Source organism: Streptomyces sp. NPDC029139 (genome assembly GCF_055564335.1).
Genome location: NZ_JBVHWN010000015.1, coordinates 1 through 26096, shown reverse-complemented (window position 1 = coordinate 26096; position 26096 = coordinate 1). Strand labels below are relative to the sequence as shown.

Below are 26096 nucleotides of genomic sequence, written 5' to 3'. Positions count from 1 at the left end.
TACGTCCACGCATGACGCGCGGTGTGTCCGGCGCCACACTCCCGGTATGAACAATGCGCTGCCGCCCGCGGACGAGCTGGTGCTCGTCGACCGCGAGCTGGCCCAACTCGACGCCCGCCGGTCCCAGTTGCTGGCCCGGCGGGCCTGGCTGCTCCAGGTGCTGCGTCCGCCCGTGGCGGCTCCCGGCGCGCCGCTGCCCGCGACCGGGCCGGTGGCGGACTCGAGCCCGCGCAGCGCCCAGAACGTGCTGCTCACGCTGGGCGGTGTGCTGCTGACGATCGCCGCGCTCGCGTTCACTCTGGTGAGCTGGGGCTCTATGGGGATCGCCGGCCGGGCGGCCGTGCTGGGCGTGGTGACGTCCGCGGCGCTGGCCGTGCCGGTGGTGCTGCTGCGCCGGGGGCTCGTCTCCACGGCGGAGTCGGTGGCGGCGCTCGGCCTGGTGCTGATGGTGCTCGACGCGTACGCGCTGCACCGGGTGGCGCTGCCGGAGACGGACGGTCTCGGGTACGCCGCGGCCGCCTCGGCGGTGCTCGCCGGCGCCTGGGCGGCGTACGGCGCGACGCTGGGGCGGCTGCGGATTCCGCTGCCGGTGGCCGTGGTGGCGGCTCAACTGCCTTTGCCGCTGGCCGTGCTGGCGGCGGACGGGGGCGCGCTCGCGCTGGGCTGGGCGGCGCTCGCGACGGCGGCCGCGGATCTGGCCGTGGTGCTCCGGGCGAAGCCGGTGGGTGTACGGACGACGGCGGGCGTCGGCGCCGGGCTGCTGGGTGGCTGGGCCCTGGTGACGGGGGGAGGTCTGTCGCTGTCGACGGCGGTTCCCGCGGGTGCGCTGCTGCTGGCCTGTGCGGCGGTGGCGCTGTTCCTGGCCTGGAAGGCGGCCCCGGCGGCGGTGGCCGCGTCGGTGGTGGCGGGGCTTGCGCTGGTCGCGGCGGTGGGTGGTGTGCTGCGCGCGGTGGTGCCGGGTGACTGGGAGGTACCGGGGTACGTGCTGTGCGCGGTCGCCCTGGCGGCGGTCCTGCGGTCCGCGGTGCCGCGTGCGGTGAAGCGGGGGCTCGTGGGGGCGGGTGGCGGGGTGCTGGCGCTGGGCGTCGCCTGGGCGCTGCCGCCGGTGGCGGCGGCGCTGCTCGTCCCTCTGGCGCGGACGACCCCGGTCTGGTCGGGTGCCGCCCCGCACCGCGTCCTCACCTCGTACCCGTCGACGGCCCCGCTGGTCCTCCTGGTCGCGGCGGCGGCCCTGGCGGCCGTGCCGCGCCTGTGGGCCCGCTGCGCCGCCCTCGTCCTCGCGTGGGCGCTCCTGACGGCCCTCCCGGTGTCCCTGGACCTGTCGCGCGTCCTCACGCTGACCCTCCAGCTCCTGACGACCACGGCGGCGCTCTTCCTGGCGGTGCGCCCCGGGGTGCCGGCGCGCGGAGTCCGGGCTCCGGCCGGGGCCGACCCTGCCGCGCCGGCGCCGGATGCCGCCGGGGCCGGCGGATCCGAGGACGCGGCCGGGGCGCGGGAAGCGACGCCTACCGCGACGGGTGGCCCTGCCACCGCGTCCGGCGACGGAGCGGGGCGGACCGGCTGGGGAGCGGCTCCGGCCCCGGCGGGGGCCGCCCGTCCCGTTCCGCCGCGTGAGGTGCTCGGGTGGACCGCTCTCGGCTGCGGGCTCGCGACGGCGACCGGAGCGGTCGCGGTGGCCCTGGACACCCGTGCGGCGACGTTCACGGCGCTGGGTGTCCTGCTCGGCCTCTTCGTCGGGGTCGCGTTCCTCGCGGAGGGCGCACGGCGGGCCGTGGCCGGCTGTGCGGCGGTGGTCGCGGCGACCGGGCTCGTCGCCGCCGGAGCGGCCGCCGCGGACCTCCCGGACCATCGGACGGCTCTGGCCCTGCTCGTGATTCCCGCGGCCACCGCCGCGGCCGGTGCGTGGCTGCGCCGTCACCCCGTCGCGCTGCCGGTGGAGATCACCGGCGCCGTCGTGGGTCTGCTCGCGATCGGCGCGGCGGTGTCCCGGCCTGCCGTGCTCGCGCTCGTCCTGGCCCTGTGCGGGGTGATCGCGGCGGTGACGGCCGTCCGCCCCGAGCGGCGCCCGTACGCCTCGTGGACGGCCGCGGCGCTGTTCCTGCTCGCGACCTGGGTGCGGCTCGCCGTGTGGGACGTGGAGACCCCGGAGGCGTACACGCTGCCGGTCACAGTGCCCGCGCTGGTCGTCGGGGTGCTGCGCCGGCGCCGTGACGCGGAGGCCTCGTCCTGGGTGGCGTACGGCCCCGGCCTGGCGGCGACCCTGGTGCCGAGCCTCTTCGCGGCCTGGGCCGACCCGGACTGGGTGCGTCCGCTGCTCCTGGGACTCGCCGCCCTCGCGGTGACGCTGCTGGGCGCCCGGTACCGGCTGCAGGCGCTGCTGGTGCTCGGCGGTGCGGTGCTCGCCCTCGACGCGCTGCACGAGCTGGCTCCGTACGTGGTCCAGGTCGTCGGCGCCCTCCCCCGCTGGCTGCCGCCGGCTCTGGCCGGGCTGCTGCTCCTCGCGGTGGGCGCGACGTACGAGCAGCGGCTGCGGGACGCCCGCCGGCTCCGGGAGCGGCTCGGCCGCATGCGGTGACCCGACGCGGGAACGCCGAAGGCCCGGAGACTGGATGCAGTCTCCGGGCCTTCGGTCCGGGGTGGGCGATACTGGGTTCGAACCAGTGACCTCTTCGGTGTGAACGAAGCGCTCTCCCACTGAGCTAATCGCCCGGGCGCACCGCAAACATTACCGCATGTCAGCGGCTGCCTCCGACCGTGGGAGGGTCACTGCTTTATCGTCCACGGCATGACGAAGCCGAACTTCCAGAGGTAGATCGCGACCAGCACGGCGATGATCACCAGACCGACGGACGTGAGGATGATGTTGCGGCGGCGGACCTTGGGGTCGAGCGCGCGCTGCGCGGCCTCGGTGACTTTCCGCTTCGTCCAGCGGAGCACGAGCTGCGCCCAGACGAACTCGGTCGCCCAGATCGCCATGCCGCCGAAGATCACGAGCCAGCCCGGCCCGGGCAGCGGCAGCATCACGACGCCGGCGCCGACCACGGCGAGGCCCACGATGAAGACGCCGACCTGCCAGCTCAGATGCAGGGTCTTGCGGGCCTTGATGTACTCCGGGGCGCGGGATCCCAGGGGAGCTTCCCCGTCCGCCGCGGACTCCCCGGCGCGCTCGTCACTCTCCGCATTCATGGCTTCCAACCTACCGGATTCGGCGCCGTCACCGGAATGGCGGTATTACCCAAAGTCACACACGCCCGAACGAGCTACCTGAACGATCACAAAACAGACAGAGGGGTTTACAACGCCACCGTAGGTGGCATGTCGATTTCGCCGACGTGCGAATCCCCGAGCGCACACTGAGCGAAAGGCCCTGGCGCTTATGAACACCACGGTCAGCTGCGAGCTGCACCTGCGCCTCGTTGTGTCGAGCGAGTCCTCACTGCCTGTACCCGCGGGCCTGCGGTATGACACGGCCGATCCGTATGCCGTGCACGCCACCTTCCACACCGGAGCCGAGGAGACGGTCGAGTGGGTCTTCGCCCGCGACCTTCTCGCCGAGGGGCTGCACCGGCCCACCGGCACCGGCGACGTCAGAGTCTGGCCGTCCCGCAGTCACGGTCAGGGCGTCGTCTGCATCGCGTTGAGCTCCCCCGAGGGCGAAGCCCTGCTCGAGGCCCCGGCGAGGGCCCTGGAGTCGTTCCTGAAGCGGACCGACGCCGCCGTTCCACCGGGCACCGAGCACCGGCACTTCGACCTCGACACGGAGCTCTCCCACATCCTGGCCGACAGCTGAGCCAGGCCGAGAGCCGCACGGCGCCGTCCGACTCGGGGAGACGGCGCCGCGCGGACAACCCCATACGGCAGACATCGGCGTCCTCACCGCGCAGCCGGCGCGGAGGAGGGCGCCGATGCCCGTTCCGCACCGCGGAGAGCCGGTCGGGGCCTGGTTTCGGCCCCGTTCCGGCCCGCTTTCGGACCGCCCCGGGCCCTGCGCCGCGAAGCCGCTAGAGTCAGCGCAATTCCGCGGGCGCCCGCCCGCGGCCTGCCAGGGAGCGAATCGTGCTGATCCCCCACGACACCCGGAGCGCGCTCGACACCGTCGTCGATCTGATGAACACGGCCGCGCAGGGCGACCGTGACGACGAGCTCGCGGACCTCCCGTCGCTGCACGCCTTCGTGCGCGCTCACGACATCAGCGACGTGGGCGAGCTCTGCGAGAACGACCTGCGGGCCGTGCGGGAGGTACGTGCCAGGTTCGCCGCCGTCTTCGCGGCGCCGGACGCCCGGATCGCGGCGACACTGATCAACCAGCTGGTGGCGGCCGCGGGCACCACCCCGCAGCTCACCGACCACGACGGCTACGACTGGCACGTGCACTACTTCGCGCCGGGCGCGTCGGTCGCCGACCACCTCGGCGCGGACTGCGGCATGGCGCTGGCCTTCATCGTGGTGGCGGGCGAGCAGGAGCGCCTGCGGCGCTGCGAGGCGCCGGACTGCGGCCGGGCCTTCGTCGACCTCTCCCGCAACCGTTCGCGCCGCTATTGCGACAGCCGCACCTGCGGTAACCGGCTCCACGTCGCCGCGTACCGGGCGCGCCGCAAGGAAGCCGCCGGCTGATCCTTCCCGGACCGGCCCGTCACAGCACGAAGAGGTCGTGCACGGCGGCCATCAGCAGCAGGCAGCCGATGACCGCGAGGAAGATCATCAGCGGCGGCTGGGAGAGCGCGAACAGACAGCCGCGCGGCTCTTCGGTGGGGGCGGGGGCGTGATCCCGCGAGGTATCCAGCATCTCGGGGGCGATCATGGCGCAGTGGCGCCCCAGGACCCTCCGCAACACGCCCCTCGGGATGGGCAGTTCATCCCATCCCGTGGAGGGGGCGCCCGTCAGATCCCGTGCTTCTTCAGAATCGCCTCGATGTCGCTGAAGTCGTCCCCGGCGGCCGGGGGCTTCGGCTTCGGGCTCGCGCCACGCTGCCCCCGGCCCAGCGCGGGCGCCGACGAGGCCGGTGCGGCGACACCGGGCCGGACGTCCTCGGCGGCCTCCCTACGGTCCCGGCCCCTGCGCCGCTCGACGGCTCGCGTGGACAGGAAGAGCAGCCAGGCCACCCCGAGCACACCGAATCCGGCCCAGGCGGCCGGGCTGAAGACCGTGCCGAAGGCCCACTCCACCACACCGGTCATGACCAGGCCGACAGGCACCAGCGCGTACGCCGCGATGCGCGTCGCGGCGAGGAAGCGCCTGCGCCACGCCGTGATCGCGGCGACGCCCAGCCCTGCCGCGGACACCGCGGAAAAAATGGTCTCGGCGAGCATGCGATCCTCCTGGCGCGGGGCGATACGTCCCTTCCATCCTGCACCGGCGGGGCCGCCCGCGGCCATGCCCCGAGGCGGACCTCAGGGAGATCTCCGGGTCGCCCCCCGCGGATCTCCTCCCCAGGTCCCGGTTGGGCCGGACGACCGGCGGCTGGGAGACTGCTCCCATGAGTGACTCCACCACCCCGTCCGCCTCCCCCGTCGTCGTGGAGGCATGGTTCGACCTCCAGTGCCCCGACTGCTTCCGGGCGCTCGACGACGTACGCGCGCTGCGCGAGACGTACGGCGACCGGATCGACGTACAGCTGCGGCACTTCCCGCTGGAGAAGCACAAGCACGCCTACGCCGCCGCGCAGGCCGCGGAGGAGGCGGCCGAGCAGGGCAAGGGCTGGCCGTACGTGGAGGCGCTGCTGGCCAGGACGGCGGAGCTGGGCGACCGGGGCGAGCCGGTGCTTCTGGAGGTCGCCCGCGAACTGGGCCTGGACGCCGAGGAGTTCGACACCGCCCTGATCGACGGCCGGCACCTGCTGACCGTCGACGCCGACCAGGCCGAGGGCAAGGCGGTCAAGGTCACCGGCACGCCGACCTACATCGTCGACGGCGAGCGTCTGGACGGCGGCAAGAGCCAGGACGGCCTGCGCGAGCGCATCGAGGCGGTCGCCGACCGGCTGCTCGCCGGCTGACCTCTTCTACAGCAGCCGCTTGTAGCTGTTGACGTGCGTCGTCCGGTAGCCGAGCGACTCGTAGAGCCGGATCGCCGGGGTGTTGCCCGCGAAGACATGGAGTCCCAGCAGGCTCTCCCCGGCGTCGATCGCGACCCGCTCGGCGAACAGCATCAGCGCACGGCCGTAGCCCTGGCCCCGGTGCCCCTCGAGGACCTCGACGCCGAAGACGTACCGGCCTCGCCCGCCCGGCTCCAGCTCCCGGGGGGCGGTCCAGACGTGACCGACCACCTCGCCGTCCCGTACCGCCAGGTCGATGCTCGTACCGGGGGTGGCCAGTCCCCGCGGGAGCAGCTCGCGGTGGCTCGCCTCGGCCTTGGCGCGGGCCTGGTCCTCCGGTACGCCCCGGTCGACCCAGCTCCGCGCGAAACGGTCCCTGGCCTCGGCCTCCCAGACGTCGAACTCGGCCTCGCCCATGGGGCGGACCTCGATGCCCGGCGGCAGCGCGGGGGGCTCCGCCGGCAGTTCCTTGACCATGTTCCGGCCGCGCTCGGTGTAGCCGAGGGCGTCGGCCATGCGCAGCGCCGCCGAGGCCGTCGCCGGTACGGAGATCTGCACCTGGCCGCAGCCCCAGCCGCGCAGCACCTCCTCGGCGGCCAGCGCGGCGACCGTGCCGCGGCCGCGGCGGCGGTCCTTCTCGTCGATGGCCAGGGCCTCGATCACGCCGGACCCGGCGCCGAAGCCAGGGGCCGTGGTGAGGCGCACGGAACCGACGCGACGGCTGTTCACGCAGACGTCGTAGGTGCGTGAGCGGTCGCCGTCGGGGGTCTGCTGAAGCGGCCCGGACGGCCGCAGGGTGGTGGTCATCACGGGTGTTGTACCCATACCGCGGCCGTCCGTCATCCGGTTTTCCTACGCGAGACGGGGATCCCGGTCCTCGGCCGCCCGCTCGTCGAAGACCCGCATGGCCTTGGCGGTCACGGGCCCGGGCGCCGTCGCCAGTTCGCGCCCGTCGACCCGGTGGACGGCCTGGACGTCGCGGAGGGTCGAGGTCAGGAAGATCTCCTCGGCGCTCTCCAGGACGTCGAAGGGAAGATCGGTCTCCTCGGCGCCGGTCCACTCCACGGCGAGGGCGCGGGTGATGCCCGCCAGGCAGCCGGAGGAGACGGGCGGGGTGTGGATCCGGCCGTCGAGCACGACGAACACGTTCGATCCGGTGCCCTCGCAGAGCCGGCCGACGGTGTTGGCGAACAGCGCCTCGGAGGCGCCCTGTTCCCGTGCCCTGGCGAGGGCGACGACGTTCTCGGCGTACGAGGTGGTCTTCAGGCCGGTGAGCGCGCCGCGCTCGTTCCGGGTCCACGGGACCGTGATCACGGCGGTGGAGTCGGCACGGCGGCCCGTCTCGCCGAGCGCCACGACGAGACCCGCGCCCTCGTCGCCCCGCTCCGAGCCGAGCGGGGAGAGTCCGCCGGTGTACGTGATCCGGAGCCGGCCCAGCTCCATGGGGTTGACCTCCAGGACCGCGGCGCAGGCGCGGCGGACCTCGTCGAGGTCGGGGTCGGGCAGGCCGAGACCGCGCGCGGAGCGGGTCAGGCGCTCCAGGTGGAGGGTGAGGGCGAAGGTCTCGCCGCGCTCCGCCTTGACCGTTTCGAAGACGCCGTCGCCGACGGTCAGACCGTGGTCCAGTACGGACACCCGGGCTTCCGCCGCGTCGTACAGCCCGCCGTTGACCCAGAGTTTCATCGAGAAATGGCCTTTCCGCTCGCCTCGTACGTGCCCGACGCTACCGCCAGCAGGCGGGACGCCTTCAATTCGGTCTCCGCCCACTCACGCTCCGGGTCGGAGCCCCAGGTGATGCCGGCGCCGGTGCCGAAGCGGAGCACTCCCTCGGCGCGGTCGATCCAGAAGGTGCGTATGCCGACGGCGAGCTCGGCGGTGCGGCGGTCGGCGTCGACCCAGCCGATGCCGCCGCAGTACGGGCCGCGGGGTGCCGTCTCCAGGGCCTTGATGATGCGCAGGGCGCTGGACTTCGGCGCGCCGGTCACGGAACCGGGCGGGAAGGTGGCGGCGAGCAGCTCCCGCCAGCCGGCGCGCTCGTCGAGTTCGCCTCGGACGGTGGAGACGAGGTGGACCAGTCCGGGGTGCGGCTCGACGGCGCACAGCTCCGGGACGGTGACCGAGCCGCTCGCGCAGACCCGGCCGAGGTCGTTGCGGACGAGGTCCACGATCATCACGTTCTCGGCGTGGTCCTTCTCCAGCAGACCGTCGGCGGTGCGTGCGGTGCCCTTGATCGGGCCGGACTCGACGGTGCGGCCGTCGCGGCGCAGATAGAGCTCGGGGGACGCGGTGGCGATCTCCACCCCGTGAGCGGGCAGCCGAATCGTTCCCGCGTACGGGGCGGGGTTGCCCCGGGCCAGGACGGCGGTGAGCGCGTCGACGTCGGCGGCCCGCGGGTCGGGCAGCGGCGCGGACATCACCCGGCAGAGATTCGCCTGGTAGACCTCGCCCCGGGCGATCTGCGCCCGGATCGCCCGTACGCCCGCCGTGTACGCGGAGCGATCGAGCGAGGACGTCCAGTCACCGACACCGGGCCCGCGCCAGGCGCCCGGGACGGGGGCCGGGACCGGGTCCGGCCGTACGTCGCCGAAGCGGGCGCAGGTCAGACGGCCCTCGAAGTCCGCGGAGACGGCCCAGAAGCCGGCGGAGTCCAGGGCCTCGGGGTCACTGGTGACATCCCGCAGGTCGGTCGCGACGAGGCCGCCGAAGCGGGCCAGAGGAGCAAGGTCGTGCACGGGTGCGAGTCTAGGCGGGCGGGGGCCCGGTGGCGGGGCGTGCACCGGGGCGCTCGTCCCGGCGCGGCGGGGAGCCACCTCGGGACCACGCGGAGTGAACGGCGCGCGGAAGCTCCGGCCGCCCGGCTGGGTACGCAGCTCAGCACGCTGCGGAAACGCGTTTTTGTGCTGGCCCAGGAATCCGCTAGAGTTCAACACGTCGCCGGGACGCGCAAGCCGAACGGAAACGACAAGCGGACGTGGCTCAGTTGGTAGAGCATCACCTTGCCAAGGTGAGGGTCGCGAGTTCGAATCTCGTCGTCCGCTCGATGTGGGGGATCTTCCCGAACCCCCGTATTCACTCCTGGTGGAGTGGCCGAGAGGCGAGGCAACGGCCTGCAAAGCCGTCTACACGGGTTCAAATCCCGTCTCCACCTCCAAGGACGATTAGCTCAGCGGGAGAGCGCTTCCCTGACACGGAAGAGGTCACTGGTTCAATCCCAGTATCGTCCACTGATCCGTAAGGATCTGGTCCGCAAGGATCCCCGCGCGATTAGCTCAGCGGGAGAGCGCTTCCCTGACACGGAAGAGGTCACTGGTTCAATCCCAGTATCGCGCACGCAGTAACACCTGGTCCTGTATGGTTTGGGACCGTCCCGCGCGATTAGCTCAGCGGGAGAGCGCTTCCCTGACACGGAAGAGGTCACTGGTTCAATCCCAGTATCGCGCACCGCACCGAAGCCCCCGGCCGCCTCTCGCGGCCGGGGGCTTCGTCGTTCCCGCTCCCCGCTCAGGAGGAGAAGAGCATCCGGCCGAAACCGCGCTGGCGGTAGTGACCGCCGTGGTGGCCTCCGTGGTGCGGGGCGCCCCAGGCGGGGGCGGCGGGGGCGGGCTGCGCCGGGTAGGCCGGCGGGGCGGGGGCCGGCGGGGCCTGCTGCACCCACTGGGACTCGAGCCGCGTCAGGGCCTCCAGCTCGCCGTAGTCCAGGAATATCCCGCGGCAACCGCTGCACTGCTCGATCTGGACACCGTTGCGGTTGTACGTGTGCATGGCCGCATGGCACTTGGGACACTGCATGTTCGGCTCAACTCCCTGCCGTTCGGATGGTGCTCTCAGCTTATGAGGACGCGGGCGGGGGCAACTCGGTTCGGAGCGAACCTATTCGGGCACAGGTGTCGATCATCACCTCCTCGACCTCGTCCAGAGGGCGCTTCTCCGCCGTGGACTTGGCGAGGGCGAGCGCTGCGGTCTGGACGGTCAGGGCCCGGGCGGGAAGGTCGAGTCGGCTCCAGGGGTCGTGGGCGGCGACGGCGGGGCCGCCGGCCGCCAGATAGGCGTCGAGGAAACGGGACCAGATGTCCGGGGGCAGGATGCCGGCGGCGAACCAGGCGGCCGGGCGGGCGAGGTCCCAGGCGGCGTCGCCCAGGCCGAGGTCGTCGACGTCGATGAGGAGCCAGGGGCCGTCGGGTGTGCGGGGATCACGGACGAGCTGGCCGAGGTGGAAGTCGCCGTGGCAGAGCAGGGGGCGCTCGACGACCGGCTCCCGCGGAAGCGTGTGCCAGGCGCGGAGCACGGCCTCGACGGCGGGGCGGGGCGCGCCGGACCGGCGCATCCGGCGCACGGCGAGGGCGGCCTTGGCGGGCGCGCGCATGGGCGGGAGCGGGATCCCGCGGGGCGGCGGAGTGCGGTGGAGCCGGGCGAGGAGCCGGGCGGCGTCCTCCCAGGGGGCGGCGTCGGGGTCGGCCGGGTCGACGGGGGTGCCGTAGGGCCAGGCGGTGAGGGGACGGGCGTCGACGGTGGGGGCGAGGGGGCCGGGGTGGGGCGGGAGGAGGATCCCGTCGAGCGCGTCGAGGGCGGCGACCGCGATGCGGGCCGCGTGCGCGTCGGGATCGGTGCCGGGGGCGTGCGCCTTGACGACGACGGCGCCGTGGCGGACCACGGTGCCGTCGTCGCGGTCGGCGAGGACGAGCCGGGTGTGCGAGACGCAGCGACAGGCGGCGTCGGCCCGGTGGGCTGCGTCGCGCGCGAGGGCGCTGAGCTGTTCGAGAGGGGCGTGCTCCACGCGGGGAGCGTACGCGGGCGGGGGGGGTCGGCGGAGGAGGGAGTCCCCGGTCCGGCCCTGCCCCGCCGGGGCGGGTGGCGGGTGGTACCTGCCCCTTCCTCGCGGGGCGCGGCCTTCGCGCCCACGGACGGATGGGGTGCCCAGCCGTGGTGCGAGCGGGGCGGGTTCGGAGGGCGGCCGAGTGGCGCCCGGCTGGTGGGCGGGAAAGCGCGAGGGCCGGTCAGCTCCCCAGCTGACCGGCCGCACGCTGCCGTCCGCCGCACCCCCGTCCCCACGGGGTTGTTGGCCGGATGTCCCCGACCCGGGCCGCTCTCCCGGGTCCGGGGCGCCGCTCAGCGCCCCAGCATCACGCCCACGGACGACGCCTGTGTGACCACTGCGTCCCAGCCGCCGAAGACGACGACCAGCAGGGTCGCGAGAGGGAGGACCATGGCGGTCGCCACCAGGGGGTGGCGGCGGCCCGAAGGGCGGGTGTTCATCCGCGATGCCGTGAACGCCATGAGTCCTCTCCTGTTCGTGTTGGCAGCGGCGGGTGTCTGACCTCGGGGGACGAGTGCTGCACCCGCCGCTTGACTTCAACATTAGGGATCGGATGCGGCCCGGACGTCATGCCCGCGTACCGATCTCCGGGCCTCCCGGAGGATGAGGAGTCCCCCCGCGGCGTACTCCCCTGGGTGGAGAGTCCGCCCTAGGACTGAGGGTCTTCCCGGAGGGGTACCGGCTGCTCGACCAGCGCGAGCACGCGGCTGGCCATGAAGCGGGCCGTCCGGACGACCACCCCGGTGCGCGTGACTTCGCTCACTTCCACCACCCCTCGCCGTACCGCCGTCTCCACCCTCCGGCCCGCCCGGCTTGCCACCACTTCGTACGTCCGTGTCGTGTCCCCCGCATCCACGACTATCTCCACGCGATCACCCTTCATCGAGCCAATCCCCCTTCTGTGCCCGGACATTGGGAAATCCCGCGGCCGGGACGGACGTCGACGCCGTCGTCCTGACCACCCCTCAAGTGTCCCCCTCAGCACTGACAATCGATCCTCCGGCGAGGGCGCGGCCTATGAGCACACCGGGGCGCCAATACGTAAGCTGTGCCACGTCGAACGGACGAGGGGACGGACATGGCGATGATGCGGCTCCGGCGCGAGGACCCGCGGATCGTCGGGTCGTTCCGGCTCCACCGCCGGCTCGGGGCCGGTGGGATGGGGGTCGTGTACCTGGGGTCCGACCGGCGGGGGCAGCGCGTGGCGCTGAAGGTGATCCGGCCCGATCTGGCCGAGGACCAGGAGTTCCGGTCGCGCTTCGCGCGCGAGGTCTCCGCGGCCCGCCGGATCCGGGGCGGCTGCACGGCCCGGCTGGTCGCGGCCGATCTGGAGGCGGACCGCCCGTGGTTCGCCACCCAGTACGTGCCCGGCCCCTCGCTGCACGACCGCGTCGCCGAGGAGGGTCCGCTGCGGGCCGCCGACGTGGCCGCGATCGGGGCGGCGCTCTCGGAGGGCCTGGTCGCCGTCCACGAGGCCGGTGTGGTGCACCGGGACCTCAAGCCGTCGAACATCCTGCTGTCACCCAAGGGGCCGCGGATCATCGATTTCGGCATCGCCTGGGCCACCGGCGCCAGCACCCTGACCCATGTGGGCACGGCCGTCGGCTCCCCCGGTTTCCTCGCGCCCGAGCAGGTGCGGGGCGCGGCCGTCACCCCGGCCACGGACGTCTTCTCGCTCGGTGCCACCCTCGCGTACGCGGCGATGGCCGACTCCCCCTTCGGGCACGGCAGTTCGGAGGTCATGCTGTACCGGGTGGTGCACGAGGAGCCGCAGCTGAACGGCGTACCGGACGCCCTGGCGCCGCTCGTGCGGGCCTGTCTGGCCAAGGATCCCGAGGACCGTCCCAGCACGCTGCAGCTCTCCATGCGGCTCAAGGAGATCGCGGCCCGCGAGGCGCAGGGACTGCCCGCCGCCCGCCCGCCCGTGCAGCGGGAGCGTACGGAGGTGGCGACGGGCAGCCGGCCGACGGAGCGGTACACCGAACGCACCACGCAGGGTCGGGCACCTGGCGCGGGCTCGCGGCCCGCCGCCTCGCGTACGGGTGGGCGGCCCGCCCCGCAGTCCCGGCCCAACGGGCGGCCGGTGCCGTCCCGGCCGGGCGTCCGCACCACCTCGACGGGCCGCCGCCCCGCCAATCCGCGACTCCTGCGTCAGCGCCTGTTCGTCTTCGTGGTGGTCACGCTGGTCGTCGCCCTGGGGATCGCGGCCGCGCAGGCCCTCCAGGGCTGAGGCCCCCTGCCGGAGTCCGGCGACATCGCGACGGCCTCACCTACCGTACGGCGGCCTCGCTCCGGAACCGGGACCGTCCCTGCCGTTCCGGAGTCGCTGACCGTGGAAGGGGTACGGGCCTTCCGGCTCGGCGACGACCCCGACGCCTGGCCCCGGACGTACAGGTGCGACGGTGTCGTCCTCGCCTGCCGGGACGGCGCCGAGCCGGTCCTCATCGCCACCCGCCGGCGCGACGCTCCTGTGATCCTGGGAGCGTCGCGGGCCGTGCGGGTGCGTGAGGACGACCGGCCTCGGCCGGTGGCCGGGCGTCAGTCCTGCGGGCGGCCGCTCGCCACCGCGTAGAAGGCCACGGCGGCCGCCGCGCCCACGTTGAGCGAGTCGACCCCGTGGGCCATCGGGATGCGGACCCATTCGTCCGCGGCCCGCAGCGCCTGCGTGGACAGGCCGTCGCCCTCCGCGCCGAGCATGAGCGCCGCCCGCTCCAGTTTGTGCGGGGCGGCCACGTCGATCGGGGACGCCTTCTCGTCGGGGGTGAGGGCGAGGAGCTTGAAGCCCGCCTCCCGTACGGCTTCCAGGCCGCGCGGCCAGGTGTCCAGACGGGCGTACGGGACGGAGAAGACCGCGCCCATGGAGACCTTCACCGACCGCCGGTACAGCGGGTCGGCGCAGTCCGGGGAGAGCAGCACCGCGTCCATGCCGAGGGCGGCGGCGCTGCGGAAGATGGCGCCGATGTTGGTGTGGTCGTTGACCGACTCCATGACGGCGACCCTGCGGGCGGTACGGAGGAGTTCCTCGGCGCTCGGCAGCGGCTTGCGCTGCATGGAGGCGAGGGCGCCGCGGTGCACGTGGTAGCCGGTGACGCGCTCGGCGAGGTCCGGCTGCACCGCGTACACGGGAGCCGGGACCTCGTCGATGACGTCGCGCATGACGTCGACCCACTTGGCGGACAGCAGCATCGACCGCATCTCGTACCCGGCCTGGCGGGCCCTGCGGATGACCTTCTCGCCCTCGGCGATGAACAGACCCTCCGCGGGCTCGCGTCTGCGGCGCAGCTCGACGTCGGTCAGCCCGGTGTAGTCGCGCAGACGCGGGTCGTCGGGATCGTCGATGGTGATGAGTTCGGCCACGAGGTGATACTGCCTTGTCCGGGGTGTGGTGCCAATGTGTGCAGGGGGTTCGGTCACCCCTGGTTACTTCAGGAGCTTCCCGGGACCCTCGCCGACGACCGCGCCGATGACGATGACGGCCGGCGGGCGGACCTCCTGGGCCTTGACCGTCTCCGCGACCGTGGCCAGCGTGGCGTCCACGCGGCGCTGGGCGGCCGTGGTGCCCTCCTGGACGAGGGCGAGCGGGGTCTCGGGGTCCTTGCCGTGGGCGATCAGCGCCTCGGCGATCTTCCCGATCTTGTCGACGCCCATCAGGATCACGAGCGTGCCGGTGAGCTTGGCGAGGGAGCCCCAGTCCACCAGCGAACGCGGGTCGTCGGGGGCGACATGACCGCTGACCACCGTGAACTCGTGCGCCACTCCGCGGTGGGTGACGGGGATGCCGGCCGCGCCGGGGACCGAGATCGAGCTGGAGATGCCGGGGACGACCGTGCAGGCGATGCCCTCCGCCGCCAGGGCCTGGGCCTCCTCCATGCCGCGCCCGAAGACGAAGGGGTCGCCGCCCTTGAGCCGTACGACCGACTTCCCGGCCTTGGCGTGCTCGATCAGCGCGTTGTTGATGGCCTCCTGGGCCATGAAGCGGCCGTACGGGATCTTCGCCGCGTCGATCACCTCGACGTGCGGGGGCAGTTCGTCGAGCAGGTCGCGGGGGCCCAGGCGGTCGGCGATGACCACGTCGGCCTCGGCGAGCAGTCGGCGGCCGCGCACGGTGATCAGGTCCGGGTCACCGGGACCGCCGCCCACCAGCGCGACGAAGGGGGTGCGGGAGCGGTGCTGCGGGGCCGCGATCGAACCGTCCCGCAGTCCCTCGACGATCGCGTCGCGCACGGCGGCGGAGCGGCGCGGGTCGTGTCCGGTGAGGACGGCGACGGTCACGCCCTCGCTGCGGCCGGTGGCCGGGGTCCAGGCGGTGGCCGCGTCGGCGTCGTCGGAGCGCACGCACCAGGTCTTGGTCCGCTCGGCCTCGGCGGAGGCGGCCGCGTTGGCGACGGGATCGCTGGTGGCGACGAGCGCGTACCAGGCGTCGGCGATGTCCCCGTCCTCGTAACGGCGCCTGACCCAGGTGATCTCGCCCGCCTCGGCCATCGCCTCGACGGACGGGGTCGCGGAGGGGGAGACCAGGGTGATGTCGGCGCCGGCGGCGATCAGGGCGGGGAGGCGGCGCTGGGCGACCTGGCCACCGCCGAAGACGACGACGCGGCGGCCGGAGAGGCGGAGTCCTACGGGGTAGGCGGGGTGCGCGGCGTGCTCGGCCATGGGTGTGCGGCTCCTCGGAGGGGCGGGGCGAGTGCGGGGGCCGCGTCGGCGCTGAAGCGGCTGGTGAGGCGGGCTTGGGCGCCCGCCCCCACGATATCGGTCACCGGCGGTGGGCGACCTGTGACCCATGTCCCTCCCGCTCCCGGTCACCGGGTACGGAAGATGCCGGGTACGGACGGTGCGGGGCACAAGGGGCTGCCGGGTACGGAGGGTGCGGGGCACCCGGTGGGGTGCGGAAGGTGCCGGGTACGGAAGATGCCGGGTACGGAAGATGCCGGGTACGGAAGATGCCGGGTACGGAAGATGCCGGGTACGGAAGATGCCGGGTACGGAAGATGCCGGGACCTGGGCGGCCCCGGCATCTCCTCGCGTCGCGCGGTGGAGCGCGTCGCGCTACTTCTCCGTCACGCCCGCCGAGTCGAACGTCGCCACCTCGTGCATCGCACGGGCCGCGCTCTGGACGACCGGGAGGGCGAGGAGCGCGCCCGTGCCCTCGCCGAGGCGGAGGTCGAGGTCGACCAGGGGGCGCAGGCCCAGCTTGTTGAGGGCGGCGACGTGGCCGGGCTCCGCGCTGCGGTGGCCCGCGATGCAGGCCGCCAGGGACTCGGGCGCGATCGCCCGGGCCACCAGAGCCGCCGCGCCCGTCGAGACGCCGTCCAGGATGACCGGGGTGCGCAGGGAGGCCGCGCCCAGGATCAGGCCGACGAGCGCCGCGTGCTCCAGACCGCCGATCGCCGACAGGACACCGATCGGGTCCGCCGGGTCAAGCTGGTGGAGGTCGAGGGCGCGGCGGACCACGTCCACCTTCCGCGCGTGCATCTCGTCGTTGATGCCCGTACCGCGGCCGGTGACCTCGACCGGGTCGACGCCCGTGTACACCGAGATCAGCGCCGCGGAGGCGGTGGTGTTGGCGATGCCCATCTCACCGGTCAGCAGCGCCTTGTTGCCGGCCGCCACCAGGTCCCGCGCGGTCTCGATGCCCACCTCGATCGCGGCGAGCACCTCCTCGCGGGTCATCGCGAGACCGGTCGTGAAGTCGCCCGTACCGGCGCGGACCTTGCGCGGCAACAGCCCCGGCGTGGACGGCAGGTCGGAGGCGACACCGACGTCGATGACGCAGACCTCGGCGCCGACCTGGTTCGCGAAGGCGTTGCAGACCGCTCCGCCGCCGAGGAAGTTCGCGACCATCTGGCCGGTCACCTCCTGCGGCCAGGCGGTGACGCCCTGGGCGTGCACTCCATGGTCGCCGGCGAAGATCGCGACGGCCGCGGGCTCCGGGATCGGCGGCGGGCACATCCGGGAGAGTCCGGAGAGCTGCGCCGAGATGATCTCCAGCATGCCGAGCGCCCCGGCGGGCTTCGTCATGCGCTTCTGCCGCTCCCACGCCTCGCCGAGCGCCTTGGCGTCCAGCGGACGGATGCTGGAGACGGTGTCCTGGAGCAGGTCGTGCGGCTCCTCGCCCGGCAGGGCGCGGCGGCCGTACGTCTCCTCGTGGACGACCCAGGACAGCGGGCGGCGCTTGGACCAGCCGGCCTGCATCAGTTCGGGCTCCTCGGGGAACTCGTCGACGTACCCGACGCACAGGTACGCGACGACCTCCAGGTGCTCCGGGAGGCCGAGCGCGCGGACCATCTCGCGCTCGTCGAAGAAGCTGACCCAGCCGACGCCGAGACCTTCGGCGCGGGCGGCGAGCCACAGGTTCTCGACGGCCAGCGCGGAGGAGTACGGCGCCATCTGAGGCTGCGTGTAGCGGCCCAGGGTGTGCCGGCCGCCCCGCGTGGGGTCCGCGGTGACGACGATGTTGACCGGGGTGTCGAGGATGGCCTCGATCTTCAGTTCCTTGAACTGCTTCGCCCGGGCCTTGGGCAGCGACTGGGCGTACGCCTCGCGCTGGCGCTGGGCCAGTTCGTGCATGCTCCGGCGGGTCTCGGCGGAGCGAATGACGACGAAGTCCCAGGGCTGGGAGTGGCCGACGCTGGGGGCCGTGTGGGCGGCCTCCAGAACGCGGAGCAGCACCTCGTGCGGGATGGGATCGGACCGGAAGCCGTTGCGGATGTCGCGGCGCTCGCGCATGACGCGCAGCACGGCCTCGCGCTCGGCCTCGTCGTATCCGGGCGCGGGAGCGCCGACGGGCTCCTGCCGCTGAGCCTCCTGGACGGAGTCCTCGGCGACCGGCTCCTCGGGGACCGGCTCTGCCGCCACCGGCGCGTCGGCGACGGGCTCTTCGAGGGCGGGCTGCTCGGGGGCCGGCTCTGCGGCGGCGGGCTGCTCGGCGGTGCGCTGCTCGGCGACCGCGACCGCGGGGGGCTCGGCCTGGGCCTGGGCCTCGGCCTCGGGGATCTCGGCCTGGGCCTGGGCCTCGGGCTCGGCCGCGGGGGCCTGGACCTGGGCGACCGGCGCCTCGGCCGGGGCCGGGAGCTCGGCTTCGGCCGGCAGTTCCGGCTGCTCCTGCTCGGGGGCGGTCTCGACGACGGCCTCCACGGCGACGGGCTCCACGACGGGCTCGCCCGTGGCCGGCTCGTCCACTGCCGGCGCGTCCGCAGCGGGTTCGTCCGCTACGGGCGGTTCGGCGGCGGGCGCCTCGGCCACCGGCTCCACCGCGGGCTCCGGTGCCGCCTCGACGACAGGCTCGGCGGCCGGCTCGACGACAGGCTCGGCGGCCGGCTCGACGACGGGCTCGACGACCGCCTCGGCCTCAACCTGCTGGACCGCCTCCGCCGCGACCTCGGCGACCGGCTCGGCCGGAGTCTCGGTCTTCGCGGGCGGTACGGGCACGGCGGCGGACGGACCGCCGTCGCGCGGGGCGGGGACGGCCACGGGGGCTTCCGCCACCGGCACCTCGGCCGCGACCGGAACCTCGGCCGGAAGCTCTGCCGGCACCTCGGCCGCGGGCTCCGCCGCGACGGGCTCGACGGGCGCCACGGGCTCGTCGGTCCCGAGGGCCTGCGCCTGTACCGGCTCCTGCGCGGGTCCGGTCACGGGCTCCGGTGCCGGAACCGGCTCCTCGGCGACCTCGGTGGCCTCGACGACCGGCGTCGGCGCCAGGTGCGGGGTGGTCGGGACGGTGCCCTCGACCTGGACGAACTGGCCGACCGTTTCTGCGGGCGCCATCTGCTGCGCGGGCGCCGCCACGGGACCCTGCGGCTGCGGGTCCCACGGCACCGCGCCCTGCGGCGGGACCTCGCCGAACTGAACGGCGGCCGGTGCGGCCGGCTGCTCGCGCGGGACGTCGAGGTACTCGGGGCCGGTCGTCGCCGGGCCCTGCACGCGCGCCGGCATCGGAGCGGCCGCCGCGGCGGCCATCTGCGCCTGGGCGGGCATCTGCGCGGGCGCGGCGGGCTGGGCACCACGGTCGGCGAGCGAGCGCACGACTCCCCCACCGGCCTCCGGGACGGGCGGGCCCATGTGCAGCGGACGGCGGGCGGGCGGCGGGGTCGGAGCGGTCGCCGGCGGTACGCGGACCGCGCTGAGGTCCACCGAGCCGGAGTCACGGCCGGCCGCCTCGTGGGCGCCGGTGTCCAGGATCCCGGGCTCGTACCCGTGGTCGGTGACGACCGGCTCCTGCGGGGCCGCCGGCACGCCGTGCGCGGGGGTGGAGTAGGGCTCATGCGCGGCCGGCGGAACCGGTGCCACGGGCGCCTGCGCGGCGAGGGCGTCGGCGATCGGACCCGCCAGCGGGTCGGTGAGCGGGTCGCCCTGGTGCGGCTGCCCCGGCACCGTGCCGTGAGCCGGTACGGCGACGGGCGGCGCGGGCACGGCGCCGGGCTGGTGCTCGCTCCACGCGCCCTGCGCGCCGGGCATCAGAAGAAGGTCGTCGTCCTCGGCTGCGCTCTCGGAGGGGTCCAGGAAGGTGTACGCGCCCGGAGCGGGGATGCCCGGCTGCTCGACCATGCCTGCGTTCTCCGGCAGCCCCTCGCCCGGGACCTGGCCGGTGTCCGTCATGCGTACCCCTCGCCCATCGCTTCTGCTCCTTCAGACCTTCGCCCGTCAACAACAACGAGCGTGCGCGCCGCGCGGCACGAATGACACGCGGACACCCCAGCATTGTCGCCGTCTTCGGCCATCGTGGCAGGGAGATCCGCCACGGTGCGCTGTGGACTGCGCCACGTCGCGCGGCCCCCCATCGCTCCGTACCACAGCAGGGGGCCCAAAGGGGCCCACACTTCCGGACATTGGCTGGGGGTCCCCCAGGGAAGCGAGGGGGAGAACCGCCGAAGGTTCGGGTGCGGTACGACGATCGGCCAGCCTACCTGGCCCCTCGGGGCCGCCCGCTCACGGGGCGCGGTCGATCCTGCGCGCGGAGAGCAGGAAGACGACCGATCGCTCGCGTTCCGACCAGTCCCCGGCGTCCAGGCCGACGGTCTGCAGCAGGGCGCATTCGACGGTGTAGCCGCCGTCGGCGAGGGCGGCGCCGAGGGCCTCGGCCTCGTCACGGGTGGAGGCGTGGGTGACGATCCGTTCGGGCCTGCGGTCGGTGCAGGCGGTGACGACGGGGACGCCGCCGCCCCCGATCCGTACGACATCGGGTTCGGGAAGCCGTTCCAGTACATGAGGGGCCCGGCCCTGCACCGCCTGCAGCTGGACCCCGTGGCGGCGGGCGGCGGCCTCGGTGCGGGAGCGGGCGTCCGGGTCGGCGTCGACGGCGATGACGGCGGCGCCGAAGCGGGCGGCCTCGACGGAGAAGGCTCCGCCACCGCAGCCGATGTCCCAGACGAGGTCGCCGACGCGGGGGCCGAGCCGGGCGAGCTGGGCGGCGCGCAGGGTGGGGTCCTCGCCGCTGCCGCCGGGCTCTTCGAGGGGCAGCGCCCAGCCGCGTACGGCCGGGGTCTCGTGGCCCATCAGCCAGCCGCCGCCCTGCCCGCCGGCGGATCCCCCGATGACGATCACGACGTTCGGATCGCGCCAGGCGTGGTCGGCGGCCTTGTCCGAGGTGAGGACGCTGACCTGTTCGCGGTCGGTGCCGAGCTCCTCGCAGATGACGAACGTCCGGTGCACCCCGTCGAGGAGGAGGGCGAGCTCGGCGGGTCCCGCGCCGGGAGAGGTGAGGACGGCGACCTTGGGGTGGGCGCGGCAGACGTTGACGGCGCGGCGCAGGGTGCGCTGGTGGGCGACGACGATCCGGGCGTCGTCCCACGGCATGCCGGCCCGGGCGAAGGCGGCGGCGACGGAGGAGACGGCGGGGACGACCTCGACCTCGAGGCCGTGCTCCCGGGCGCGGAGCGTGCGGACGACGCCGAAGAAGCCGGGGTCGCCGTCGGCGAGGACCACGGCGGTACCACGGTGGCCGGCGATCCTGCGGGCGGCGAGGTCGACGCTGCCGAGGCGGATGCGCTCGGCGGCCGGCGGGACCTCGGGGAGCGCGAGGTGGTGTGCGGCTCCGGCCACGAGCGTGGCGGCCGAGAGCGCGGACCGGGCCGCCGCGGTGAGGGGCGAGCCGTCCCAGCCGATCACCGTGACCCGATCGGCCATCGTCGTCTGTCTCCTGAGGTCTTGTCGCAGGTCGGGGGTTGTCGAGGGTACCCGGGATCGGTTGCGGGCTCAGCTCCAGTCGGTGAAGGAGGAGTAGCCGGCCTCCGCCATCTGGTCCGCGAGGCCCTCGAGGTCCTCGGGGAGGAGGCTCCAGACGATGAGGTCGGTGCGGATGTCGGTCCAGTCGCCGGATTCGGTCTGCGTCCGCGCTATCCACGCGTTGCGCAGGACTCCCTCGCTGATGCAGCCGATCTTCTGGGCGACCTGCTGGGAGGCGGTGTTGTCGGCGGCGGTACGCAGCTCCAGGCGCTCGAACCCGCGGTCCCGGAAGAGCCATTGGGCGACGGCGAGCACGGATTCGGTGGCGTACCCCTCGCCGCGGGCCCAGGGCGCGGTCACGTAGCCGACCTCGGTGGCCAAGGTGCGCCAGTTGGTGTTTCTGAGGTGGACGGTGCCCACGAGGCGCTGGGTGAGGAACTCGGTGACGGCGAAGACGATCCCGCGGCCTTCGGTGCGCTCAGCAGGAGCGATCCTGCGCACCCAGTCCTCGGCGTCGGAGCGGGTGTAGGGGTGCGGGATCGAGGTCCAGGCCGTGATGAGCTCGTCGTTCATCATCTCGGTGAAGGCGGGGATGTCGGCGTCGTCGTACGGGCGCAGCACCAACCGGTCCGTGTTGATGGAGATGTCCGGAAAGGTGGTAGTCATGCGCAGCTCCATGCCGAGGACCGTCCGAATCGACCGTGAACGCACAGCATGCAGCATGCAGCGGCCGGTGTGCATGGCCGGGTCCGATGTGGCGTCAGATGGCGGCGGGTGCGACGAAGACCCCGCGCACCGGACGGGATGCGGGGGCCTTCGTCACAAGAACTGTACGACGGGCCTTACTTGGCGACGGTGCCGAAGGCCGGGACGACCGAGCCGTTCTTGTAGGTGTCCTCGATGTACTTCTTCACCTCGGGCGAGTTGAGGAGCTTGGCGAGCTTCTGCACGCGGGCGTCCTTCTCGTTGCCCTCCTTGACGGCGAGGAAGTTGGCGTAGGGGTTGCCGTCCGCCTTCTCCAGGGCCAGGGAGTCGGTGGCCGGGTTGAGCTTGGCCTCGATGGCGTAGTTGCCGTTCACGACCGCGGCGTCCACGTCGTTCAGGGCGCGGGGCACGGTGGCGGCCTCCAGCTCCTTGAACTCCAGGCCCTTCTTGTCGGTGATGTCGGACAGCTTGCCGTTGGAGCCGACGCCGTCCTTGAGGGTGATCAGCCCGTTGTCGGCGAGCAGCTTGAGGGCGCGGCCGCCGTTGGTGGTGTCGTTGGGGACGGCGATGGTCTGGCCGGCCTTGATGTCCTTGAGGTCCTTGACCTTCTTGGAGTAGAGACCGAGGGGCTCCAGGTGGACGTCGACCACCGGGACGATGTGGGTCTTGTTCTTCAGGTTGAAGTCGTCGAGGTACGGCTTGTGCTGGAAGAAGTTGGCGTCGACCTGGCCGGACTCGGTGGCGGTGTTCGGCAGGACGTAGTCCGTGAACTCCTTCACCTCCAGCTTCAGGCCCTCCTTCGCGGCGAGGTTGTCCTTGACGTAGTTCAGGATGTCGGCGTGCGGCGTCGGGGACGCGGCGACGACGAGCGGCTTGTCGGCGGAGCCGGCCGTGTCCTTGGCGGAGGACGGGTCCGAGGACGTGCCGCAGGCGGTCAGGCCGAGGGCGAGCGCGGTGGTGGCGGCGAAGCCGGCGGTGAGCTTGATGTTCTTACGCACGAAGAGTGCCTCTTTCCGGTGGTGCGGTGGAAGCCTGGACAACAAGTCCGGGCTCTTCTTCGACGAGCGAAGTCTGTGGGGGCGCGTGGTGGCACGCGCCGGGGTCGCGCGGTGGGGCGCGGGGCCGACGGCGGTGCGTCAGGCGGTGCGTCCTCGGCGGGCGAGGAGGCGGACGGCCAGGTCGCCGATGAGCTGGACGACGGTGACGAGGGCGATCAGGACGACGACGGTGACCAGCATGAACGGGGTGTCGAAGCGCTGGTACCCGTAGGTGATGGCCTTGGAGCCGAGGCCCTCGCCACCGACCGCGCCGGCCATCGCGGAGTAACCGACGAGCACGATGACGGTGGTGGTGACGCCGGAGACCAGCGAGGGCAGCGCCTGCGGCAGCAGCACCTTGCGGATGATCGTGGGCACCGAGCCGCCCATCGACTGGACGGCCTCGACCAGGCCGTGGTCGACCTCGCGCACCGACGTCTCGACGAGGCGCGCGAAGAAGGGGATGGCGCCGATCGCGAGCGGCACGATCATGGCGGTCGGGCCGATGAAGGTGCCGACCACGAAGGTCGTGAAGGGGATCAGGGCGATCAGCAGGATGATGAACGGCAGCGAGCGGCCGATGTTCACGATCACGCCGACGACCTTGTTGACCACCGTGTTCTGCAGCAGGCCCCCCTTGTCCGTGAGGACGAGGAGGATGCCGAGGGGCAGGCCGCCGAGGACGGTGACGAGCGTGGCCCACAGGACCATGTAGAGGGTGTCGACCGTTCCCTGCTCCAGCAGGGGCTGCATCTCCGACCAGGTCACTTGGCACCTTCCTTGACCAGTACGGGCGCCTCCTCGGGCGCCGTGTCCTCGTCGACGACGTCGACCTGGAGGCCCTGCTCGCGCAGGAAGCCGACGGGCACGACGTTCTCCTCGTACCGTCCGGGCAGCTCGATCCGCATCCGCCCGATCTGCTTCCCGCCGACGGTGTCCATCGCCGCGCCGAGGATCGAGATGTCGATGTTGTACGTACGGGAGAGCTGCGAGATCACCGGCTGGGTGGCGGCCTCGCCGTGGAAGGTGACGTCGACGACCGTGCGGTCGGGGGCGGTGGCGGCGCCGCTGACCGGGAAGAGTTCGGCCGCCAGCTCCGAGCCGGGGGTGGCGAGCAGTCCGCTCACGGTGCCGGACTCGATGATCCGGCCCTTGCGCATCAGCGCGGCCGAGTCGCAGATCGTCTTGACGACGTCCATCTCGTGCGTGATGAGCAGGACGGTGAGGCCGAGCTGCCGGTTGAGGTCGCGCAGCAGCTGGAGGATGGAGCGGGTGGTCTCCGGGTCGAGGGCGCTGGTGGCCTCGTCGGAGAGCAGCACCTTGGGGTTCCCGGCGAGGGCGCGGGCGATGCCGACGCGCTGCTTCTGGCCGCCGGAGAGCTGGCCGGGGTAGGACTTGGCCTTGTCGGCGAGGCCGACGAGGTCGAGGAGTTCCAGGGCGCGGCGCGAGCGCTCGGTGCCGGAGACACCGAGGATCTCCAGCGGCAGCTCGATGTTGTCCTTGACGGTGCGCGAGGACAGCAGGTTGAAGTGCTGGAAGACCATGCCGATGCTGCTGCGGGCGCGGCGCAGGTCCTTGCCGGCGCGGCGGCCGTTCGCCGCGAGCGCGGTGAGGTCGACGCCGTCGACGGTCACGGTGCCGGAGGTGGGGCGCTCCAGGAGGTTGACGCAGCGGATGAGCGAGGACTTGCCAGCGCCGCTCTGGCCGATCACGCCGAACACCTCGCCCTCGCGGACGTGGAGGTCGACGCCGTCCAGAGCGGTGACCTGGCGGCCTCGCGACTCATAGACCTTGGTCAGGCCCGAAGTGGTGATCACAGGGGTTTCCGTCACTGTCGAGTGCGCGGCGCGGGGTCCGCCGGGCACGGGGCATTCGTCGTTCGGACAGTCAGGCGCGAAGTCGGCCGGCCCGGTGGGTGACCGGGAGGGGCGCGTGCGCGGGGCAGGCACGGTCCGGCGCCGCGGGGGCGGGCGGATCGGCACGGCCGTCGGGGGCTCGCTTCGGGGCGCGAGTCTCAGGCGGGGGCCCTCAGAAGGCGCACATTCGACACATACAACGAGCACCGGGCGTCGTGATCGCCTCGGTCGCAAGGGTGCGGCTGCTCGTCGTGGTCATGGCTGCAAGTAAAGCACGCACCTGTTCGACCGGATCGGGCATGTCCGAATAGCGGACGCCGTCGACACAGCATCCGGACACCGCGTCCGGGCCGTCAGGTTCCGGCCACGGCATCCGCGATCCCGTCCGCGGCCTGCGCGGACGCCTCCGCCGGTCGGGTCGGGACGCCCTCGGTGTCCGGCCCGGCAGGGCGGGGTGCTGTGGTCAAGGCCACGGTCCGCGGCCACGGCGGAAGGCGCGCGGGAGGCGGTCGGGGGCCGGACGGGGGCGAGCGGAAGGCGGGCGGGGCCGGACGGGGGCGAGCGAGAGGCGGGCGGGGCCGGGCGGGGGGCGAGCGCATCGGGCCTTTTGGCCCGTAATACCCTCGGGCCCATGCTTGACGCCCTGACGGTCGCGGTTTCGGTGGCCGCGCTCGCCCTCGCCGCCTGGTGCGGCTTCGCCTTCTTCCGCGATCAGCCGACCAAGGACTGGCACTTCATCGGCATGGCCGTGGTGTCCTTCCTCGCGCTGGCCCAGCTGATCGTGGGCATCGTGCAGCTGTCGCGCGGCGAGAAGGCCGAGGAGGGCACGACGATCTTCGTCGCGTATCTGCTGGGCGCGCTGTGCGCCGTCCCGGCGGCCGGATTCATGTCGCTCGCGGAGCGCACCCGCTGGGGCTCGGCGACGGTGGCGGCCGGCGCGGTCGTGCTGGCGGTGCTCGAGGTGCGTCTCTTCGACATCTGGACGGTGGGCTGATGACCACGACCGAGGGGACCACCCGGCTGGTCAAGGGCCCGGGCATGCTGCTCGTCTGGCTGTACGGAGTGATGTCGGTGGGCGCGGTCTCCCGCTCGATCTACCAGATCGCGACCGAGTTCGACCGGGCGCCGCTCGCGTACGCGCTGTCGGCGGTCGCGGCCGTGGTGTACGCGTTCATCACGTACACGCTGGTCAGGGGTGGTGAGACGGCCCGCAGGGCGGCGCTGGTGTGCTGCGCCGCCGAGCTGGTGGGCGTGCTGACCGTGGGGACCTGGACACTCGCGGACCCGTCCGCGTTCCCCGACGCCACGGTCTGGTCTGACTACGGCTACGGCTACATCTTCATTCCGGTCCTGCTGCCGGTGACCGGCATCTGGTGGCTCCGCCGTTCGCGGGCGAGTGACTAGGTTCTGTCTCTTTGACTTCATGTCGATCGGGCCACGTGCGAGGGTGGTGGCCATGCCGCAGCTTGGTCACCGCCTCCGGTCCTTGAGA

The 26096-nt window shown here is 73.2% G+C and carries 26 protein-coding genes and 6 tRNA genes; 13 read left to right on the top strand and 19 right to left on the bottom strand.

Going from position 1 to position 26096, the window contains the following annotated elements:
* The first annotated feature begins 46 nt into the window (after positions 1-46).
* Entirely contained in the window at positions 47-2575 is a 2529-nt protein-coding gene (locus ACZ4VW_RS27320) for an SCO7613 C-terminal domain-containing membrane protein (RefSeq protein ID WP_467966866.1), read from the top strand.
* A 62-nt stretch (positions 2576-2637) separates the two neighbouring features.
* Here ACZ4VW_RS27320 and ACZ4VW_RS27315 read toward each other — a convergent pair.
* Positions 2638-2709: transfer RNA gene (locus tag ACZ4VW_RS27315), tRNA-Val, on the bottom strand.
* 54 nt (positions 2710-2763) lie between these two features.
* The gene (locus tag ACZ4VW_RS27310) at positions 2764-3186 is read right to left on the bottom strand and encodes a TIGR02611 family protein (RefSeq protein ID WP_467966864.1); all 423 of its coding nucleotides are present in this window, start codon (positions 3184-3186) and stop codon (positions 2764-2766) included.
* A 190-nt stretch (positions 3187-3376) separates the two neighbouring features.
* Between ACZ4VW_RS27310 and ACZ4VW_RS27305 the strand changes: the two genes are divergently transcribed.
* Positions 3377-3790, top strand: a complete 414-nt coding sequence (locus ACZ4VW_RS27305) for an SsgA family sporulation/cell division regulator (RefSeq protein WP_015032345.1) — start codon at positions 3377-3379, stop codon at positions 3788-3790.
* Between the two features lie 266 nt (positions 3791-4056).
* The gene (locus tag ACZ4VW_RS27300; RefSeq protein ID WP_467966862.1) at positions 4057-4614 is read left to right on the top strand and encodes a CGNR zinc finger domain-containing protein; all 558 of its coding nucleotides are present in this window, start codon (positions 4057-4059) and stop codon (positions 4612-4614) included.
* A 19-nt stretch (positions 4615-4633) separates the two neighbouring features.
* On the opposite strand, the gene ACZ4VW_RS27295 is transcribed toward ACZ4VW_RS27300, so the two are convergent.
* The gene (locus ACZ4VW_RS27295) at positions 4634-4786 is read right to left on the bottom strand and encodes a hypothetical protein (RefSeq protein ID WP_361847474.1); all 153 of its coding nucleotides are present in this window, start codon (positions 4784-4786) and stop codon (positions 4634-4636) included.
* A 95-nt stretch (positions 4787-4881) separates the two neighbouring features.
* On the bottom strand, positions 4882-5310 hold the full coding sequence (locus ACZ4VW_RS27290) for a hypothetical protein (protein WP_467966860.1): 429 nt from the start codon (positions 5308-5310) through the stop codon (positions 4882-4884).
* Between the two features lie 167 nt (positions 5311-5477).
* Between ACZ4VW_RS27290 and ACZ4VW_RS27285 the strand changes: the two genes are divergently transcribed.
* Positions 5478-5993 (top strand): DsbA family protein, encoded by a 516-nt coding sequence (locus ACZ4VW_RS27285; RefSeq protein ID WP_467966858.1) that lies wholly within the window; start codon positions 5478-5480, stop codon positions 5991-5993.
* A gap of 6 nt (positions 5994-5999) precedes the next feature.
* Here ACZ4VW_RS27285 and ACZ4VW_RS27280 read toward each other — a convergent pair whose 3' ends face one another.
* Genes ACZ4VW_RS27280 through ACZ4VW_RS27270 form a run of 3 tightly spaced genes read right to left on the bottom strand, consistent with a single transcriptional unit; the run spans position 6000 to position 8764 of the window.
* Entirely contained in the window at positions 6000-6839 is an 840-nt protein-coding gene (locus tag ACZ4VW_RS27280; protein WP_467966856.1) for a GNAT family N-acetyltransferase, read from the bottom strand.
* Positions 6840-6884: 45 nt separating this feature from the next.
* The gene (locus ACZ4VW_RS27275) at positions 6885-7715 is read right to left on the bottom strand and encodes an aminotransferase class IV (RefSeq protein ID WP_467966854.1); all 831 of its coding nucleotides are present in this window, start codon (positions 7713-7715) and stop codon (positions 6885-6887) included.
* On the bottom strand, positions 7712-8764 hold the full coding sequence (locus ACZ4VW_RS27270) for a chorismate-binding protein (RefSeq protein ID WP_467966852.1): 1053 nt from the start codon (positions 8762-8764) through the stop codon (positions 7712-7714). The genes ACZ4VW_RS27275 and ACZ4VW_RS27270 overlap by 4 nt, the downstream gene beginning before the upstream one ends.
* Before the next feature lie 233 nt (positions 8765-8997).
* On the opposite strand from ACZ4VW_RS27270, the gene ACZ4VW_RS27265 reads away from it, so the two are divergent.
* The 5 genes from ACZ4VW_RS27265 to ACZ4VW_RS27245 all read left to right on the top strand — a co-directional run bounded on the left by ACZ4VW_RS27265 (position 8998) and on the right by ACZ4VW_RS27245 (position 9473).
* Positions 8998-9070: transfer RNA gene (locus tag ACZ4VW_RS27265), tRNA-Gly, on the top strand.
* A gap of 39 nt (positions 9071-9109) precedes the next feature.
* A tRNA-Cys gene (locus ACZ4VW_RS27260) sits at positions 9110-9183 on the top strand.
* Between the two features lies 1 nt (position 9184).
* Positions 9185-9256: transfer RNA gene (locus ACZ4VW_RS27255), tRNA-Val, on the top strand.
* A gap of 34 nt (positions 9257-9290) precedes the next feature.
* A tRNA-Val gene (locus ACZ4VW_RS27250) sits at positions 9291-9362 on the top strand.
* Positions 9363-9401: 39 nt separating this feature from the next.
* Positions 9402-9473, top strand: a tRNA-Val gene (locus tag ACZ4VW_RS27245).
* A gap of 60 nt (positions 9474-9533) precedes the next feature.
* On the opposite strand, the gene ACZ4VW_RS27240 is transcribed toward ACZ4VW_RS27245, so the two are convergent.
* From ACZ4VW_RS27240 to ACZ4VW_RS27225, 4 genes are all read right to left on the bottom strand, one after another.
* Positions 9534-9821 (bottom strand): TFIIB-type zinc ribbon-containing protein, encoded by a 288-nt coding sequence (locus ACZ4VW_RS27240; protein ID WP_361847457.1) that lies wholly within the window; start codon positions 9819-9821, stop codon positions 9534-9536.
* 40 nt (positions 9822-9861) lie between these two features.
* A complete protein-coding gene (locus ACZ4VW_RS27235) occupies positions 9862-10806 on the bottom strand; it encodes a phosphotransferase family protein (RefSeq protein WP_467966850.1) in 945 nt (314 codons plus the stop codon).
* A gap of 332 nt (positions 10807-11138) precedes the next feature.
* Positions 11139-11306: a hypothetical protein gene (locus tag ACZ4VW_RS27230; protein ID WP_189600160.1), complete on the bottom strand. Its 168-nt coding sequence runs from the start codon at positions 11304-11306 to the stop codon at positions 11139-11141.
* A gap of 188 nt (positions 11307-11494) precedes the next feature.
* Positions 11495-11728, bottom strand: coding sequence for a hypothetical protein (locus tag ACZ4VW_RS27225; protein ID WP_137990476.1), 234 nt, complete (start codon positions 11726-11728; stop codon positions 11495-11497).
* A 195-nt stretch (positions 11729-11923) separates the two neighbouring features.
* Here ACZ4VW_RS27225 and ACZ4VW_RS27220 point away from each other — a divergent pair, with 195 nt between their 5' ends.
* Positions 11924-13075 (top strand): serine/threonine-protein kinase, encoded by a 1152-nt coding sequence (locus tag ACZ4VW_RS27220; protein ID WP_467966848.1) that lies wholly within the window; start codon positions 11924-11926, stop codon positions 13073-13075.
* Positions 13076-13177: 102 nt separating this feature from the next.
* Positions 13178-13417 (top strand): hypothetical protein, encoded by a 240-nt coding sequence (locus ACZ4VW_RS27215; RefSeq protein ID WP_467966846.1) that lies wholly within the window; start codon positions 13178-13180, stop codon positions 13415-13417.
* Here ACZ4VW_RS27215 and ACZ4VW_RS27210 read toward each other — a convergent pair.
* From ACZ4VW_RS27210 to ACZ4VW_RS27175, 8 genes are all read right to left on the bottom strand, one after another.
* Positions 13384-14202: a TrmH family RNA methyltransferase gene (locus ACZ4VW_RS27210; protein WP_361847445.1), complete on the bottom strand. Its 819-nt coding sequence runs from the start codon at positions 14200-14202 to the stop codon at positions 13384-13386. The genes ACZ4VW_RS27215 and ACZ4VW_RS27210 overlap by 34 nt on opposite strands.
* Positions 14203-14265: 63 nt before the next feature.
* Entirely contained in the window at positions 14266-15498 is a 1233-nt protein-coding gene (gene cobA, locus ACZ4VW_RS27205) for a uroporphyrinogen-III C-methyltransferase (protein ID WP_467966844.1), read from the bottom strand.
* Between the two features lie 393 nt (positions 15499-15891).
* On the bottom strand, positions 15892-19440 hold the full coding sequence (cobT, locus tag ACZ4VW_RS27200; protein WP_467966842.1) for a nicotinate-nucleotide--dimethylbenzimidazole phosphoribosyltransferase: 3549 nt from the start codon (positions 19438-19440) through the stop codon (positions 15892-15894).
* Between the two features lie 330 nt (positions 19441-19770).
* Positions 19771-20967: a precorrin-6y C5,15-methyltransferase (decarboxylating) subunit CbiE gene (cbiE, locus tag ACZ4VW_RS27195; protein WP_467966840.1), complete on the bottom strand. Its 1197-nt coding sequence runs from the start codon at positions 20965-20967 to the stop codon at positions 19771-19773.
* Between the two features lie 69 nt (positions 20968-21036).
* A complete protein-coding gene (locus tag ACZ4VW_RS27190; protein WP_467966838.1) occupies positions 21037-21672 on the bottom strand; it encodes a GNAT family N-acetyltransferase in 636 nt (211 codons plus the stop codon).
* 176 nt (positions 21673-21848) lie between these two features.
* Positions 21849-22709 carry a MetQ/NlpA family ABC transporter substrate-binding protein gene (locus tag ACZ4VW_RS27185; RefSeq protein WP_467966836.1) on the bottom strand — a complete coding sequence of 287 codons (861 nt, stop codon included), beginning with the start codon at positions 22707-22709 and terminating at the stop codon, positions 21849-21851.
* A 138-nt stretch (positions 22710-22847) separates the two neighbouring features.
* Positions 22848-23516, bottom strand: a complete 669-nt coding sequence (locus ACZ4VW_RS27180) for a methionine ABC transporter permease (protein WP_467966834.1) — start codon at positions 23514-23516, stop codon at positions 22848-22850.
* Complete coding sequence (locus ACZ4VW_RS27175) at positions 23513-24565, bottom strand: methionine ABC transporter ATP-binding protein (RefSeq protein ID WP_467966832.1); 1053 nt, start codon at positions 24563-24565, stop codon at positions 23513-23515. Before ACZ4VW_RS27175 ends, ACZ4VW_RS27180 begins: the two co-directional genes overlap by 4 nt.
* A 670-nt stretch (positions 24566-25235) precedes the next feature.
* On the opposite strand from ACZ4VW_RS27175, the gene ACZ4VW_RS27170 reads away from it, so the two are divergent.
* Together ACZ4VW_RS27170 and ACZ4VW_RS27165 are read left to right on the top strand one after the other, a co-directional pair.
* Positions 25236-25598 carry a hypothetical protein gene (locus ACZ4VW_RS27170; RefSeq protein WP_467966830.1) on the top strand — a complete coding sequence of 121 codons (363 nt, stop codon included), beginning with the start codon at positions 25236-25238 and terminating at the stop codon, positions 25596-25598.
* Complete coding sequence (locus ACZ4VW_RS27165) at positions 25598-26008, top strand: hypothetical protein (RefSeq protein WP_467966828.1); 411 nt, start codon at positions 25598-25600, stop codon at positions 26006-26008. Before ACZ4VW_RS27170 ends, ACZ4VW_RS27165 begins: the two co-directional genes overlap by 1 nt.
* Positions 26009-26096 lie beyond the last annotated feature (88 nt).